This is a genomic window from Sphingomonas sp. UYEF23 (assembly GCF_040546165.1).
In the GTDB taxonomy this organism is placed as follows: Bacteria; Pseudomonadota; Alphaproteobacteria; order Sphingomonadales; family Sphingomonadaceae; genus Sphingomonas; species Sphingomonas glacialis.
In genome coordinates this window covers 106,542-121,645 of the sequence record NZ_JBEPNG010000005.1, presented here as the reverse complement: position 1 = coordinate 121,645, position 15,104 = coordinate 106,542, and the positions used below count along the sequence as shown (strand labels likewise).

Here is a 15,104-nt window from a genome sequence, read left to right as displayed (position 1 = left end):
CCTGTCCGGCCGTGTCAGCGGCGGGCGAAGGTCGATGTGCTGCCGCGAGGGAATATCTGGTGATGGATCGTAGATCTCTCCTCGCGGCGACGTCCGCCCTGCTGGCCGCCCCGGTGATCGCTCCGGTGATCGCCCCGGTGATCGCACAGCCGCGCCGCAGCGGCGGCTTTCCCGCGGATTTCCTGTGGGGCGCGGCGACCGCCGGGCACCAGATCGAGGGCAATGACACCAACAGCGATTTCTGGCTGTTGGAAAACATCAAGCCGACGATCTTTGCCGAGCCGGTCGGGGATGCGTGCAACAGCTTCGAGCTGTGGACGCGGGATCTCGATCTGGCCAAGGCGATCGGCCTCAACAGCTATCGCTTCAGCATCGAATGGTCGCGGATCGAGCCGGTCGCGGGTCAGTTTTCGATCGCGCTGCTCGATCATTACAAGGCGATCATCGCGGGGTGCCACGCGCGCGGGTTGCAGCCGGTGGTGACGTTCAGCCACTGGGCGGTGCCGATCTGGTTCGCCGCGCGCGGCGGCTGGACCAACCCCGAATCTCCGCAGCTGTTCGCGCGCTATTGCGATCGCGCGGCGCGGCATTTGGGCGACGGGATTGCGCGCGCGGTGACGCTCAACGAACCGAACGGTCTGCTGATCGCCGCAGCCATGGTACCGCCGCAAGCGATCATGGCGCAGCAGCCGATGCTGGCGGAAGCGGCGCGCGTGACCGGATCGAAGCGCTTCGTCGGCGGTCCGGCGTTCGGCTCGGCGCGCGAGACCTTGCCCAATTTGATTAAAGCGCACCGGGCTGGGTTCGCCGCGATCAAGTCCGCGCGGACGACGCTGCCCGTCGGCTTCTCGTTGGCGATCGTCGATGAACAGGCCGTTGGCGAAACCGCCCTGCGCGATGCCAAGCGGAACGAATTCTACGGGCCGTGGCTCGAGACCGCACGGCAGGACGATTTCGTCGGCATCCAGAACTATTCGCGCAATCAGTGGGATGCCACGGGCCTCGTCGCGCTGCCCGCGACGGCGAAACGCGATCAGATCGGGAACGAGACCTATCCCGCCTCGCTCGCCAATTGCGCGCGCTATGTCCACGCCGCGACCGGCAAGCCGATCTTCGTCACCGAACATGGCATCGCGACGGAGGACGATCGCGACCGGGTCGCGCTGATCCCGGCGGCGCTCGCCGAATTGAAGCGCGCGATCGACGAGGGCGTGCCGGTGATCGGCTATCTCCATTGGTCGCTCATCGACAATTTCGAATGGGTTTCGGGATATCGCCCGAAATACGGCCTCGCCACCGTCGATCGCACCACCTTCCGCCGCGTGCCCAAGCCGAGCGCCGCCGTGCTCGGCGCGATCGCGCGGCGCAACGCCTTGTGAGCACGCAGCCATGACTCGACAATCGGATTCCCTCCGCGCCGCGATCACCGCGCTCGGCCGAACGCTCGGCCCGACGACATTGGCGCAGGTTCAGGATCTGTTTCGCGCCGAGCAGGATGCGTATCGCACCGCCCAGCCGGCAAGCGCGTGCGATCTCGCCTATGGCGACGATCCCCGCCAGCGGCTCGATCTCTACGCGCCGCCCGCGTCAGCGGCGGGCGTCCCGGTCGTGCTGTGGGTCCATGGCGGCGGCTTCGTGCGCGGCGAGAAGAGCAGCCCGGATCATCCGTTCAACGCGCATGTCGGGCGTTGGGCGGCGCGCTCGGGAATGCTCGGCGCGGTGATGAACTATCGCCTTGCGCCCGAAGCCGTCTGGCCCGCGGGCGGGGAGGATGTCGGCGCGGCGATCGACTGGTTACGGGCGAATGCCGCCGACCATGGCGGTGATCCCGACCGAATCGTCGTCATCGGCACGTCGGCGGGCGCGGTGCATGTCGCGACGCATCTGCGCTTGCGCGCCGCCGATCCCGGCGTGCGCGGCGCTGTGCTATTGTCCGGGCTTTACGGCTACACGCCGCTCGAGGAGCGCGACATGCTCTACTACGGCCCGGCCGATACTTATCCCGCGCGCCATCCGCGCGATGCGATGGTCGAGACCGGCGTGCCGCTGCTGATCGCGTGCGCCGAGTTCGACCCGGCCCGCTTTCAGACCGAGACGATCGCCGTGTTGGCGGCGCGGCTCGCGCGGCACGGGCATCTGCCGCGCAGCCATATCGCATCGGGCCACAATCACTTCAGTCTCGCTTGCCATATCGGCGGCGCGGACACGCGGATGACCGACGAGATCCGCGCCTTCATCGCCGACGTCGCGGCACCACAGCAGGAGTCCCTATGACCATCGATCGCCGTACGCTGCTCGCCGCCGGTGGTGCGCTCCTCGCCGCCCCGGCGTTGGCCCGCCGCGCGGACCCGGGCGTCACCGCACGCGCTTTTCCCAAAGGCTTTCTCTGGGGTGCAGCGACTGCGGGGCATCAGGTGGAGGGCAACAACACCAACAGCGACCAGTGGGTGCTGGAGAATGTCGAGCCGGCGCTCGGCCCACCATCGGGCGATGCCGACAACAGCTTCGAGCTGTGGCGCACCGATCTCGACTTAGTGAAGAGCCTTGGCCTCAACAGCTATCGCTTCAGCCTGGAATGGCCACGGATCGAGCCAGGGCCCGGCCTGTTCTCGATCGCGATGCTCGATCATTACAAGGCGATGATCGACGGTTGTCGCGCGCGCGGGCTGACCCCGGTGGTGACCTTCAACCATTACACCACGCCGCGCTGGTTCGCGGCGCAGGGCGGCTGGACGAACGCGCAGGCTCCGGCGTTGTTTGCGCGCTTCTGCGAGCGGGCGGCGCGCCATCTGGCGGGGGGAATCGGCTATGCGATGACGTTCAACGAACCCAATATCGCCAGCATGCTGCCGATCGTCCTGCCGCCGGCCTTTTTCGGCCTGCTCAAGGCGAATCTGGCAGCCGCGGCGCGCGCGACCGGGTCGGCCAAGTTCGTCGTGGCCAATACCGTGCTGCCCGAGGATGTGCCGGCGGTGACACGCAACATGCTCGCCGGCCACAAGGCCGGGCGCGACGCGATCAAGGGCGTCCGGCCTGATCTGCCGGTCGGCATCAGCCTTGCGCTTGCCGATGATCAAGCGGTCGGCCCCAACAGTTTGCGCGATGCCAAGCGCGCAGAACTCTACGGCGTCTGGCTCGAATCGGCCAAGGGCGACGATTTCCTCGGCGTTCAGAATTACGAGCGATCGGTGTGGAATTCGACCGGCAAGCTGCCGCCACCGCCTGGCGCGACGCTCAACTTCCGCGGGGCGGAGGTGTATGCGCCCTCGCTCGCGGGCGCGGTGCGCTATGCGCATGAAGCAACGGGCAAGCCGATCCTGGTCAGCGAACACGGCGTCGGCACCGATGACGACCGCATTCGCAGCGCGCTGATCGCCGGCGCGCTCCCCGAATTGAAGCGCGCGATCGACGATGGCGTGCCGGTGCTCGGCTATATCCACTGGTCGCTGCTCGACAATTACGAATGGGGTGCCGGGTTCGACCATGGCTTCGGGCTGGCGAAGGTCGATCGCACCACCTTCAAGCGGACGCCAAAGCCCAGCGCTACCGTGCTCGGCGCCTTCGCGCGGCGCAACGCGCTGTGAGGCGGCGTGCGGCGGTCGAGGCGCGGCGCCTGCCGACGCGAAAACTCTGAGGAACGCCCTGATGCAGCATCGCTTTCGCTTCTTCGCGCTGACGGCGGCGCTGCTGGCCTCGTCGGCCGCGCTCGCCCAGACCGCTCCCCCGATCGCGGACCAAGCGTCGGGTGACAGCCTCGCCGCCGGGTTCGTCGATCCTCCGGCGGAGGCGCGGCCGCGGGTGTGGTGGCACTGGCTCGACGGCAATATCAGCGAACCCGGGATCGTCGCCGATCTCGAATGGATGAAGCGCATCGGCCTCGGAGGCGTGCAGACCTTCGACGCTTCGCTGATGGCCCCGCAGGTGGTCGAGCGACGCCTCGCCTATATGAGCCCGGAGTGGCGCCACGCCTTCCGACTTGCGGCGACGACCGCGGACCGGCTCGGGCTCGAATTCGCGGTCGCGGGATCACCGGGCTGGAGCGAGACCGGCGGACCGTGGGTGGCACCCGCAGACGGCATGAAGAAACTGGTGTGGAGCGAAACCGACATCGTTGGCGGCCATCGCTTCGCCGGGCAGCTGGCATCGCCGCCGCGCACGACCGGGCCGTTCCAGGCGCTGCCGTTCGACGATCCGCTGGCCGCTTTTGGCGGCAAGGCATCGACGCCGCCGACGGATTATGCCGATGTCATGGTGCTGGCCTATCCGGTCGATCCGCCCATAGCCGCGATTCCGGCCGCGACCGTCGCCGGTCGCCCGGTCGATGCAGCGGCATTGCTCGACGCGGATGCCAAGACGTCGGTCGCCGTGCCGCGCGGCAGCGCCGATCAGCCCGGCGTCGTGACGCTGACCTACCCCCGTCCGACCACGATCCGCAGCGCGACGCTGTTCATCCCAGGTGCCTTGCCGCCGTTTGGCGACGCGCTGTTCCAGCCCGTGCTCGAGGTTGCCGATGGGGCGGGCTGGCGCGCCATCGCGACGCTGCCGCTTGGCGCGGTACCCACGACGGTCAGCTTTGCGCCGATTACCGCGCGGGCGTTCCGGCTCGTGCTCGGTCCCAACACCGCGCCTCCCCGGATCAGGCTCGGCGCGCCCGCGCCCGGCGCCGTGGTCGATGGCATGTTCCCGAGCGGACCGCCCGCGACATCGGTCGCGGTCGCACAATTGCGCCTGTCGGGTGAGGCGAGGATCGATCGGTTCGAAGCCAAGGCCGGCTTCGCGACCGTCGCGGATTATTACGCACTCAGCGGCGCTGTGCCCGAAAGCATGGGAATCGATCCTGCGCGCGTGGTCGATCTCACCGCGCGGATGCAGCTCGACGGCACGCTCGACTGGACTGTGCCCAAGGGGCGTTGGCGGATTGTCCGGCTGGGGGCGACGCTGCTCGGCACGACCAACCATCCCGCCACCGCCGAGGCGACGGGGCTCGAGGTGGACAAATACGATTCCGCCGCGGTCACGCGCTACCTCGAGCATTATATCGGCATGTACCGCACGGCGGCGGGCCCCGATCTGGTCGGCGCGAAAGGCATCCGTGCGATCGTCACCGACAGTTTCGAGGCGGGCGACGCCAATTGGACGCCGTTGATGCTCGCGCAGTTCAAACGGTTGCGCGGTTATGATCCGCGCCCGTGGCTTCCCGCGCTGACCGGGGCGGTGGTCGGCTCGCGCGCGCGCAGCGACGCCTTCCTGTACGATTACCGCCGGACGCTCGCCGATCTGCTCGCGAGCGAACATTATGGGACGGTCGCGCGCGTCGCGCATGCCGCTGGCCTCAAAGTGTATGGCGAGGCGCTCGAGGATGGCCGCCCGGCGCTCGGCGACGACCTTGCGATGCGGCGCCATGCCGACGTGCCGATGGCGGCGATGTGGACCTATGATCGCGCCGGCAAGCCGCGCCCGACCTTGCTCGGCGATCTGCGCGGCGCGGCGTCGGTCGCGCATCTCTACGGCCAGACCATCGTCGCGGCCGAATCCTTCACCTCGGGGCTGGCGCCCTGGGCATTCGCGCCGGCCGATCTCAAGCGCGTCGTCGATCTGGAGTTTGCGAGCGGCATCAATCGGCCGGTGATCCACACCTCGGTGCACCAGCCGGTCGACGACAAACTGCCCGGCCTGTCGCTCGCGATCTTCGGTCAATATTTCAACCGGCACGAAAGCTGGGCCGAGATGGCGCGGCCGTGGATCGATTACATCGCGCGGTCGAGCTATATGCTCCAGCAGGGCCGCAACGTCGCCGACGTCGCCTATTTCTACGGTGAGGAAGCGCCGCTGACCGCGCTGTTCGCGCGTGCGCCGCTCGGCGACACGCCGACCCATTATGGCTATGATTTCGTCAACGCCGATGCGCTGACGCAGGATCTGTCGGTCGCGAAGGGAAGCGTGGTTTCATCTGGCGGTGCCCGCTACCGCGCGCTGTATCTCGGCGGTTCGGCACAGCGCATGACGCTGCCGGTGCTGCGCCGGTTGGCGACGCTGGTCGAGCAGGGGGCGACCCTCATCGGCGATGCGCCGACGGGGTCGCCAGCGTTGGGCGACGATCGTGCTGCTTTCTCCGCGCTGGTTCGGCGCCTGTGGTCGGGCACGCCGGTCACGACCATCGGGACGGGGCGCGTCATCGCCGGGCACGACGTCGAGACCGCGCTTGCCGGAACCGGTCTGCTGCCCGATTTCGCCTATACCAAGCCCGCACCCGACAGCGAGATCCTCTTCGCGCATTGCGCGCTCGCCGATGGCGACGTCTATTTCGTAACCAATCGCCGCAACCGTGCGGAGCGCATCGCGGCGCGTTTCCGCGTCACCGGCAAGGTGCCCGAACTGTGGCACGCCGATACCGGGCGGCGCAGCGCCGTTTCGTATCGCATCGAGGGCGGCCAGACGATCGTTCCGCTCGATCTGGCGGGCGAGGAGGCGGTGTTCGTGGTGTTCCGCCGCGAAGCGACCGACGCCAGCGTGACACGCGCTGCGCCGCCGTCGCGAACCGTGGCACGGATGGACGGCCCGTGGACCGTCACCTTCCAGCCCGGACGCGGGGCGCCTGCGACCACGACGCTGGCGCGGCTGGTGCCGCTCAACGAAAATGCCTCCCCCGCGATCCGTTATTTCTCGGGAGTCGCCAGCTATGCGGCGGCCTTGGATTTGCCAAGGACGCTCGATCGCGCGACGCCGCTGCTGCTCGATCTCGGGCAAGTCGGCGATCTCGCCGAAGTGCGCGTGAACGGCGTTGCGGTCGGCACGGTGTGGCACGCGCCCTATCGGATCGACATCGCCGCCGCGGCGCGCCCCGGGCGCAACCGGATCGAGGTGCGCGTCGCCAATCTCTGGGTCAATCGCCTGATCGGCGACGCGCAACCGGGCGCGCGCAAGCTGACCTGGACGGCGATGCCGAGCTACCGCGCCGATGCGCCGTTGCGCGCGTCGGGGCTGATCGGGCCCGTCACCGTGCTGGCCGCACCGTGACCCCGGCGCAGCGGCGCTATGTGCGCACCGAGATGGCGATCGCCGCGGTCATCAACGCGGCGCTGAGCGCGGTGTTCGTATGGCTCGCGTTCGGCGGCCAGGCGGTCGTGCCGGTGCTTGGCTGGCGCGGGCTGGCGGTCGACACGGTCCCGCAGAGCCTGATGGTCGCGTTGATGAGCTGCCTGGTTCCGACGGTACTGACGCGGCGGCGGCTCGCGGCCGGGCGCGTAACCGCGCTGTCGGCGGGGCGCCGATGGCCGCGCCACGCGCTCGTGCGCGCGCTGCTTGTCGCCGTACCGATCGCGGCGCTGGCAGGGTTGGCGGGCGTGGCCGTGCTGCCGTTGACCGGACCGTCCTGGTCGTTCGGCGCGGTCGCCGCGCTCAAACCGCTTTATGGTGCGCTGCTCGGTGCCATCATCGCACGGCTGGCGGTGCTGCTCGCCCTCGGCGATGCGCCTGGTCAAAGGTGATGACGGCAAGCGGGGAAGTACCATCCCAGTTCAAGCTCAATGATAGCGAACTCGCGGTATCCCTGGTGAGTGTTTCGTGTCGAAGTGAACGGAATAGAGACGAACGGGTGCAGTAGCGGAATATGATTCATTTCTTCTATTGATGGTTATTTGTACCGTAACACGCGCTCGACCTGGTTCGGATCGCGGTAGCGTCGGAAGTCACGGGCGGGCGGCTCGCGACGGTTCGCTTCTGGCGGGATGATCGGCAGGATCCCCCGCCACAGCAGGTCTTGGCGGACGCGCCGGCGCTACGCCCAACACGCGCTGCCCGTCGAGCTCGCTCTAAAGGCCGCCGCGCCAGATTTACGAAACGCCCTGTTTGCAATCGCTAACAACGGTCGGCGCGCGTCGGGACGGGGGCGGCAACGCACCCATGTCGCCGCATCTGATAGGGCTAAATGACCTGCGGCCGATTTTTTTAGGTTCCAGGCTCGCGAGGGCGCTGGCGGAGACGGAGGCCGCCCGCTTAGATTCCAGCGTGTTCCAGTGGGTTCCGATAATGCCTATTTGTTAGTGTCTTACCTAATATAGGTTCCAGCAAGGTCCAACCCGATCCGGCTTGTTCCCAAAATTTATGTTGGGCGCTATGTTACGGAAATGTCCAAGTTCAAACCCATCGGTAGGCATCTCGAAAAGAGGCTGACCGCCGCCACCGTTCGATCGCTTAACGAACCCGGCTTCTACGGGGACGGCAACGGTCTGTACCTTAAGGTCGATGCTAGCGGGGCCAAGCGCTGGGTGCAGCGATTGGTGATACAGGGGAAGCGACGCGACATTGGCTTGGGATCAGCGGGCCTTGTTACCCTCGCAGAGGCCCGTGAAGCCGCCCTACAGCAGCGCAAACAGGCTCGGGCAGGCGAAGACCCTATAGCCCTTAAGAAGGCCTCTACGGCCATTCTAACGTTCGAAGCGGCGGCACAGGAAGTGTACGATCTTACCGCACCGACTTGGCGCAACAAAAAGCACGGGAAGCAGTGGCTTTCGACGCTCGAAACATATGCGTATCCTGCCTTTGGCGAAAAACGCATTACCGCCGTCACCAGCGCCGATGTTCTCGCAGCATTATCATCAATATGGAATTTGCACCCTGAAACGGCGCGTAGGGTCAAACAACGCATTGGTACGGTAATGAAGTGGGCGATCGCACAGGGGTGGCGCATCGATAATCCCGCCGACACAATTTCGGCTGCTTTACCAAAGCAGGATCGATCGACGGTGAAGCATCGGCAAGCGCTGCCTTATGGCGAGGTAGCTGCCGCCATTACGAAGGTACGCGCGAGCAACGCGACCAAGGCGACGAAGCTTGCTTTCGAGTTCCTAGTTTTGACCGCGACACGATCGGGCGAAGCGCGCGAGGCGGTATGGAGCGAAATCGACCTTGATAAGCGCGAGTGGGTGATCCCCGCCGAGCGTATGAAGGCAAAGCGCGCCCACCGTGTACCGCTGTCCGATCGTGCGGTGGCGATCTTGAAAGAGGCCAATACGCTTAAGAGCGATAAGTCGGACTTGGTCTTCCCCGGCATGAAGGAAACGAAGGCGCTTTCCGACATGACCCTGTCGAAGCTTATGAAGGATTTGGGTATCCCCGCTGTACCGCACGGGTTTCGGTCGTCGTTCCGGGATTGGGCTGGCGAGACCACAGCGCACCCGCGCGAGGTGATCGAATTCGCGCTGGCGCACGTCATTCAGAACAAAGCCGAGGCCGCATATGCGCGGTCTGACCTTTTCCAAAAACGTCGGAACTTGATGAACGATTGGGACAGTTTTCTTATCTGGCGATAGTGAATATTATTTAAATTCGACCTGTTAATTCAAGAAAATAGATAGATTTTAGTATCGTTAAAGGATTTGTGCCTGGAATCAAAAGTCGGCGTCCCCGATGTTGGCTGTGTTGAAAATGAGGACGATCCGATGGACGCAGCGTTTATAATACGAACGCCCGAAGTTCTTCGACGGACGGGCATTAGCCGAAGTCAACTCTATGCCCTTATGGCGCGGGGGCACTTCCCGCGTGCGGTAAAACTATCTGTTCGTATGGTCGGCTGGAACCGCGACGCGGTCGAGCAATGGATATTGTCTAGACCGGAAGTAGTTTACCAGAAAGGAAAGTTCTAACATGTCCATGCTACCCCATATTGAAAAGCGCAATAAAAGAAAGTCGGAAATATTGAATGCGGATCGCAAATCCGCGCGCCGTAGACTTATAGCTATCTCGAACTATATAGATCGCATTAATAACGAGCCTATTATCGGTTATCCAATTCGTTATGATCTTGAAGCAGTAATTTCAAGGATAAAGATCGTTGTATCATATCTCGATGAGATGATAACATAGCTCCGCCTCCGCTGGGCTGATACTATCTATGATAACACAACATATTATAGATAGTATATTACGCGGATTCTTACACCCGCAATCACTTTCACACATTCTAATATAGCCTAACTAGTTTTTGGTTATTCCCTTGAAAGGAATAAACGGAACCCATAACCGTGCGATACCTAGTAATCTACTAGGAGAGTATCAGCCGCTACGTTAGGTTTTTCCATAGAGCTATTGCAACTCGTCCGGAGGGTCGGAGGTCAGGCTTGCGCCTTAAAAGTTCCCCAAAGAATATAACTTACCACTGCTGTAAGATTTCAGTGAAGCCGCTTGCAAGCAGGTCTGTCGCACATCAGCTTCCGCCTTCGCTAACGAGATTTCTATCAATGTCATTGGCTCGATCGATATAGCCCGATCGGGGGCATTTGCCTTGGATTGCTTATGGACGTTCCAGCCAAGGTAAGCGTCGTCCGTTCCATACAGTATAGCAAATCCGGCCTGATTTGCAAGTAACGGTGAGGGTAGTTGAAAATTGGCGGAGTCGCGTGATTTGAAGGGTAGCAACCGCCTTACGCATTATATTTAGCAGATCAAAGGTGTATTATGCAAATAATACGGTTTATCTATTAACTTTATTTAACATCCTTAAATTTAAAACTCGGGCACATCCGTAAACATGCTCAAATATGCCTTAACCCAATTCGCAATCGGGATTGAACGTAGCGCCTAACCAGTGAGGCACCACGCCCGCATTCATGAATTCCTATCACCGAGACCCCACACACCCGTCTAGCGCGGCCCCCTCGACCGACCCAACCCGTTGATCTTGGCTAGGCCAGCTCGTGTCGCACTATATTCAGCCGATACCATCGAATACGACCGGGGGAGCGACCATTTCGCGCGATACCTGTCCGGCGTTAGGTCATGCGTCGCAAGGTGCTTCTTGATCGACTTGAACCGCTTGCCGCATTCGAGACAGCCAACGGAGTCGGGCTTAACGCTCGCCCGGACCGTCATAGCGGGCGTGGGGGCCTGTTCGGCGACGATAGTGGGGTTCGTGGCCCCAAGTCCCGTTAGGCTGTCATAGACCGTCTTAATCAGCCGCGGAACATCCTCCACGGGGACATTATTCGAGGCGACATGGGCGGCAACAATATCGCCAACGTGGATCAATAGATTTTGGTTTGTCATATTTTTTAGAAGAACGCATGTCACCGCGTCGTCAAGCGAATCCGTCCAGCCATTACGCAAAGCTCTAACATAAGCTGCTCTGCGGCCCCTTCCTTAGTAGTCGCCGATATGCTTGGCGCGCCCATGCTATATTGATGCGCATGCCAAGTATTGCTTACCCGCCACACTATCCCGACTGACCCTTGATTTATTAGGAGTTCAAATACGTCGATGCTGCCCGCAAGGGGCATAAACGAATAACAAGGCATCGATTTCCTCTAAAGCTTGCGATCAAAGGCGTGAGCTACGTGCTCGAAAAGGGTTCGGATGCGATGCTTATCGATTTCGCAACCGCGCAACCAGGAAGCGCCAAGCCTCGTCGGTCTGTGGACCCCAGCGAGGTCCGCGTGGGGGCTTTAGGGTCTTGCGCCAATGTGCTCCGCGTGATCCACATACCGACCATCTTAGGGGAATTTCCATCATCTCCACCTGCGCTCGGACTCTGCGCTTGAGTGACCAAAAAACGCTTAAAAAAGTGATGATTATTTAAATGGGGGATACATAAATGATTGATGACAATGTACATTTGACCAGATTTGTCGGGCATTTGTCGTTTTTGCGCGATAAGATTAATGAACGATCGTCTTATTTAGGAGTCGTTATAGGCACTGCTATTTTTACATTTTCGCTTTTTTTGCCCTGGTCTCAAGCGCGAACTACGTCAGATCTAGAGGATGCCGGATATAGCTCAGGGTGGCAAGAGGCTGGCTATTTAGCAATGATTCCACTAATATTTATAATATATATCGTTATTAGAGACAAAAAAATTAGTCCAAATATAGTCTTATTGTTGTCGGCAATATCTCTTATCATCATAACGATTGCAAATGTAGCCGATCGTTCAGTATGGATTTCAAAGGAATACAAAAATATGGTGAGTGAATCTGGAAGCAGTTGGAAATACGACACTGGCATTAGCCATAATTCAGGTTCGGATCTTGGTATCGGCTTTTGGATAGGGTTGATTGCTATTTTATCAATAGAGGCATGTGGAATGTCTTGGACGTTACATAAGATTCGTTCTTTATGACACCGCTCTACCATGGGTCGCCAACGAGTATAATAAACGTTTCGGCCCTTTATTTCATCTAACGGGCCGTATCGATGCGCGGGGACAGTCTGTGCGTCCCAGTGAGGCCCGCGCGGTGGCTCTGGCGTCATCCGCCAGAGTGCTCCCCGCGATCCACATGCCGAGCATCGTAGATGCATCCCCACGACATCTAAAACGGTGCTCCAGCGCTGCGCAGTGTAATAGCGATCAAGCTTGGCGGCATCGATGACGCTGCGGCGACCACAGCGACAATCGACCCGTAGGTTGCCCTTATGATGAACCACATCGCCGATCGTGGTCAGTTTGATGTTCGCACCCATGCCGCATCAAAAAAGCTGTAGCTGCCTCGGGTCGATCGCCGGTGGCGGGTTGGTCAGGCGATCCACCACCGCACCGGCAAGCGTTGTAAGGGCTTCTTCGCGCAAGCGTTCGTTACCGCACGTCAAACCGACCCTAGCCCAGCCAGGTGATTGGCTAATGGCGTCCTTAGCGTGATCGATCAAAGCGGGGTCTGGGTTCACTCTCTTTGCCATAAAGGAAAAGTAGAACGAAAAGGGAACGAATGGCAACCGATTCGATGGTTTGTGGTGAGCACTCGCGGTCATGCCGAAAGCCGATTATCCGCTATCGGGCGGGAACGCGGACGGGTAGGAAACGCCCACTTGCGGACGTCAATAATGCGCCTAACACCGGGACATTCTGCGAAATGGGAGGCTGGCTTTGTTGACGTTTGCTGTTGCTCTAGCGATTTCGGCTCTGACCCCTATTCCGCTGAAAGCTGGCAATAACCCGATACGCAACATCGCCGGAGACGGGGTGGATGGGAGCATCTCTCTTGAATGGCGCGACAATGATAATGCGTGGGGCTACAGCATCATGACGGTTAGGGTGGGAGGGTCGATCGCATCGGTTGATGAAAAAGACAGATTCGTAGATAGGCCGCATACGGACGGAGACGCCATTACTTCAGCGCGTTTCGCCCGAGCCCGCTACAAAGGCCGATTGACTACCTTCGCCTTCGTCGCTGATCGCCAAATAGTGGAGAGCGTTCCCGCTCCTGCAAGTACAATTATAAAGAGCTATGTTCTCGTTCGGAACTTAAACGGGGTGGGAACGCCGTATCAGTTCGTGCAAATCCGTCGTTCGCAGCCCATAACGCTCTACTGCAGCGCTGATATGGCCCTGAAGTCAGAAATTGGGTTTCCATTGCGTCCAAGTTATTCGGGGCCAAAGACACCTGACGGCTGCTATAGGTAACGTCTGCTCTCCACCAGATTTGGACTTTCGGACACTCAAAAATGCCCCCTCCGCATGTGTGAGGATGACCAGAAAAGTTGGGTCCTGACTGAATCGACCGGATTGCGGCCCCGTCGATCTATCTAGGTCCTCGGCTTATCACGGGTGCCGCTAACAGCCATGCGGCTCGGCAACCGGTTGTCGTTATCGTTGGCTAGAACGTTTTGACCCGATTTGAGCACGCAAACCTGTAGGCCGTGCGAAAGGTCTTCGCGTCGATATCAATGCCGGACATCGCTTCGCCCTCGATCATGTTCGGTGCATCTGAATTGGGGGAGGCGATAAAGCGTTTGAAGCCGGTATAGCCGCCAAACGAGTTTCTCGAATTGACTTCGCCGCAAAGCATCTGCGCGCCACTTGCCAGCCCGCTAACAAACTCGTTCCGGAATGTGGCGGATTCAGCGTCCTTAAGCCCAGCCTTAAGGTTCATTTCCGCCTCGACCTTTGTATCGATCTCTTTGACCCCCGGCGCAGGCGCGTCAATCGCAGCCACGATCGGCGCTGGCGCTGGCACGGGCGTTTTAGATGGCTCTGCAGGATTGAAGATCAACCATATTATTAGCACCACAGGGATGGCCGCGAATGTCCCCCAGCAAACGTTTTTCACGGATTGCGGCGTATCGAAGCAAAGTTCCCAAAACGTCTGCCGTCCCTGCTTATCCATATTGCCCCACTTTTAACGGGCAGCAACCGCGCCCCAAATGCGACCCGTTATGTCCCCATCATGGGGACGCTGACAAGTAGGGATATCTGCACTGCCTCATAATGACTGGGGCAACGAATGCAGCGCGGATGGGTGGTTTCACCCGACTATCGAACGCTAATCGACACGCTGGCATTGCTTCGTCGCGAGCTTGGTATCAGCCAAAGGGAGCTAGCCCGGCGCATTGGCAAGCCACCCTCGTTTATTAACAAAACCGAATTGTTTGAGCGTCGGCTCGACGTGTTAGAATTCATCGTCATCGCGGAAGCGATGGACCGCAAGCCGGACCAACTTCTTGGTGCCTTGCGGACAAACCTTTCCGGTGTGATCAAACTGTAATCGAACCGGAGCGCCTAAGGCTATGATGGGGCCGAGCGCTTTTCGATCCGCTGAATCGCCGCACGAGATACTCCGTGTGCATTCGCTAGGACGCCCAAGGAGATGCCCTGTGCGCGCTTAGCGAGGATTTCAGCCTGCTCGGCCTTAGATAGCGCCTGTGGCCTTCCTAGGGCCTTCCCTGCGGCTTTCGCGCGCGCAAGGCCCGACTGTGTTCGCTCGATCAAAAGGTCGCGTTCAAACTCTGCAACCGCAGCGATAACGCCCATCGTCATCTTGCCCGCCGCACTGGTAAGATCGACGCCACCGAGGGCTAGGCAATGAACGCGTACACCTTCCCCTTCAAGGCGCTCGACTGTGGTACGCACGTCCATAGCGTTCCTGCCTAGGCGATCCAATTTTGTGACGATCAACACATCGCCATGCTCAAGCCGATCGACCAGCTTGGCGAACCCCTTGCGCTCAAGCGCCGCCACCGATCCGGAAACAGTTTCGGTGATGATACGCTTGGCATCAACGGCAAACCCTGCGGCTTCAATCTCACGAACTTGGTTGTCGGTCGTTTGGTCGCCCGTGCTGACACGGCAATATGCAAAAACACGGCTCATAGTCGTTACCCTGTATCGAATCGGTGTA

Annotated in this window: 14 protein-coding genes; 10 read left to right on the top strand and 4 right to left on the bottom strand. The window is 60.8% G+C overall.

Features of this window, described 5'->3' with window-relative positions; translation table 11 throughout:
* Positions 1 to 59: 59 nt before the first annotated feature.
* From ABIB28_RS11230 to ABIB28_RS11200, 7 genes are all read left to right on the top strand, one after another.
* A complete protein-coding gene (locus ABIB28_RS11230; protein WP_502958237.1) occupies positions 60 to 1,379 on the top strand; it encodes a glycoside hydrolase family 1 protein in 1,320 nt (439 codons plus the stop codon).
* Positions 1,380 to 1,389: 10 nt separating this feature from the next.
* Positions 1,390 to 2,274: an alpha/beta hydrolase gene (locus ABIB28_RS11225; protein WP_354288192.1), complete on the top strand. Its 885-nt coding sequence runs from the start codon at positions 1,390 to 1,392 to the stop codon at positions 2,272 to 2,274.
* Positions 2,271 to 3,584: a glycoside hydrolase family 1 protein gene (locus ABIB28_RS11220; protein WP_189677044.1), complete on the top strand. Its 1,314-nt coding sequence runs from the start codon at positions 2,271 to 2,273 to the stop codon at positions 3,582 to 3,584. The genes ABIB28_RS11225 and ABIB28_RS11220 overlap by 4 nt, the downstream gene beginning before the upstream one ends.
* A gap of 61 nt (positions 3,585 to 3,645) precedes the next feature.
* Positions 3,646 to 7,017, top strand: coding sequence for a glycosyl hydrolase (locus tag ABIB28_RS11215; RefSeq protein WP_354288191.1), 3,372 nt, complete (start codon positions 3,646 to 3,648; stop codon positions 7,015 to 7,017).
* Complete coding sequence (locus tag ABIB28_RS11210) at positions 7,014 to 7,487, top strand: hypothetical protein (RefSeq protein ID WP_354288190.1); 474 nt, start codon at positions 7,014 to 7,016, stop codon at positions 7,485 to 7,487. Before ABIB28_RS11215 ends, ABIB28_RS11210 begins: the two co-directional genes overlap by 4 nt.
* 639 nt (positions 7,488 to 8,126) lie before the next feature.
* Positions 8,127 to 9,311, top strand: a complete 1,185-nt coding sequence (locus ABIB28_RS11205) for a tyrosine-type recombinase/integrase (protein WP_354288189.1) — start codon at positions 8,127 to 8,129, stop codon at positions 9,309 to 9,311.
* Between the two features lie 129 nt (positions 9,312 to 9,440).
* A complete protein-coding gene (locus ABIB28_RS11200; RefSeq protein ID WP_354288188.1) occupies positions 9,441 to 9,644 on the top strand; it encodes a helix-turn-helix transcriptional regulator in 204 nt (67 codons plus the stop codon).
* 997 nt (positions 9,645 to 10,641) lie between these two features.
* On the opposite strand, the gene ABIB28_RS11195 is transcribed toward ABIB28_RS11200, so the two are convergent.
* Complete coding sequence (locus ABIB28_RS11195) at positions 10,642 to 11,043, bottom strand: Ros/MucR family transcriptional regulator (protein WP_354288187.1); 402 nt, start codon at positions 11,041 to 11,043, stop codon at positions 10,642 to 10,644.
* A 544-nt stretch (positions 11,044 to 11,587) separates the two neighbouring features.
* On the opposite strand from ABIB28_RS11195, the gene ABIB28_RS11190 reads away from it, so the two are divergent.
* On the top strand, positions 11,588 to 12,112 hold the full coding sequence (locus ABIB28_RS11190) for a hypothetical protein (protein ID WP_354288186.1): 525 nt from the start codon (positions 11,588 to 11,590) through the stop codon (positions 12,110 to 12,112).
* A gap of 347 nt (positions 12,113 to 12,459) precedes the next feature.
* On the opposite strand, the gene ABIB28_RS11185 is transcribed toward ABIB28_RS11190, so the two are convergent.
* Complete coding sequence (locus ABIB28_RS11185; protein WP_354288185.1) at positions 12,460 to 12,738, bottom strand: DUF6771 family protein; 279 nt, start codon at positions 12,736 to 12,738, stop codon at positions 12,460 to 12,462.
* Between the two features lie 115 nt (positions 12,739 to 12,853).
* On the opposite strand from ABIB28_RS11185, the gene ABIB28_RS11180 reads away from it, so the two are divergent.
* Positions 12,854 to 13,390 (top strand): hypothetical protein, encoded by a 537-nt coding sequence (locus ABIB28_RS11180; protein WP_354288184.1) that lies wholly within the window; start codon positions 12,854 to 12,856, stop codon positions 13,388 to 13,390.
* A gap of 193 nt (positions 13,391 to 13,583) precedes the next feature.
* Here ABIB28_RS11180 and ABIB28_RS11175 read toward each other — a convergent pair whose 3' ends face one another.
* Positions 13,584 to 14,093 carry a hypothetical protein gene (locus ABIB28_RS11175; protein ID WP_354288183.1) on the bottom strand — a complete coding sequence of 170 codons (510 nt, stop codon included), beginning with the start codon at positions 14,091 to 14,093 and terminating at the stop codon, positions 13,584 to 13,586.
* Between the two features lie 117 nt (positions 14,094 to 14,210).
* Here ABIB28_RS11175 and ABIB28_RS11170 point away from each other — a divergent pair, with 117 nt between their 5' ends.
* The gene (locus ABIB28_RS11170) at positions 14,211 to 14,471 is read left to right on the top strand and encodes a helix-turn-helix domain-containing protein (RefSeq protein WP_354288182.1); all 261 of its coding nucleotides are present in this window, start codon (positions 14,211 to 14,213) and stop codon (positions 14,469 to 14,471) included.
* 20 nt (positions 14,472 to 14,491) lie between these two features.
* Here the strand turns inward: ABIB28_RS11170 and ABIB28_RS11165 are convergent, their stop codons facing one another.
* Positions 14,492 to 15,076, bottom strand: coding sequence for a recombinase family protein (locus ABIB28_RS11165; protein WP_354288181.1), 585 nt, complete (start codon positions 15,074 to 15,076; stop codon positions 14,492 to 14,494).
* Between the last annotated feature and the right edge of the window lie 28 nt (positions 15,077 to 15,104).

What these genes read in the sequence shown, in the direction of transcription:
- ABIB28_RS11225 (WP_354288192.1), top strand. Translation starts at nt 1,390, where the DNA reads ATGACTCGACAATCGGATTCCCTCCGCGCCGCGATCACCGCGCTCGGC.
- ABIB28_RS11220 (WP_189677044.1), top strand. Translation starts at nt 2,271, where the DNA reads ATGACCATCGATCGCCGTACGCTGCTCGCCGCCGGTGGTGCGCTCCTC.
- ABIB28_RS11215 (WP_354288191.1), top strand. Translation starts at nt 3,646, where the DNA reads ATGCAGCATCGCTTTCGCTTCTTCGCGCTGACGGCGGCGCTGCTGGCC.
- ABIB28_RS11205 (WP_354288189.1), top strand. Translation starts at nt 8,127, where the DNA reads ATGTCCAAGTTCAAACCCATCGGTAGGCATCTCGAAAAGAGGCTGACC.
- ABIB28_RS11200 (WP_354288188.1), top strand. Translation starts at nt 9,441, where the DNA reads ATGGACGCAGCGTTTATAATACGAACGCCCGAAGTTCTTCGACGGACG.
- ABIB28_RS11195 (WP_354288187.1), bottom strand. Translation starts at nt 11,043, where the DNA reads ATGACAAACCAAAATCTATTGATCCACGTTGGCGATATTGTTGCCGCC.
- ABIB28_RS11190 (WP_354288186.1), top strand. Translation starts at nt 11,588, where the DNA reads ATGATTGATGACAATGTACATTTGACCAGATTTGTCGGGCATTTGTCG.
- ABIB28_RS11185 (WP_354288185.1), bottom strand. Translation starts at nt 12,738, where the DNA reads ATGACCGCGAGTGCTCACCACAAACCATCGAATCGGTTGCCATTCGTT.
- ABIB28_RS11175 (WP_354288183.1), bottom strand. Translation starts at nt 14,093, where the DNA reads ATGGATAAGCAGGGACGGCAGACGTTTTGGGAACTTTGCTTCGATACG.
- ABIB28_RS11170 (WP_354288182.1), top strand. Translation starts at nt 14,211, where the DNA reads ATGCAGCGCGGATGGGTGGTTTCACCCGACTATCGAACGCTAATCGAC.
- ABIB28_RS11165 (WP_354288181.1), bottom strand. Translation starts at nt 15,076, where the DNA reads ATGAGCCGTGTTTTTGCATATTGCCGTGTCAGCACGGGCGACCAAACG.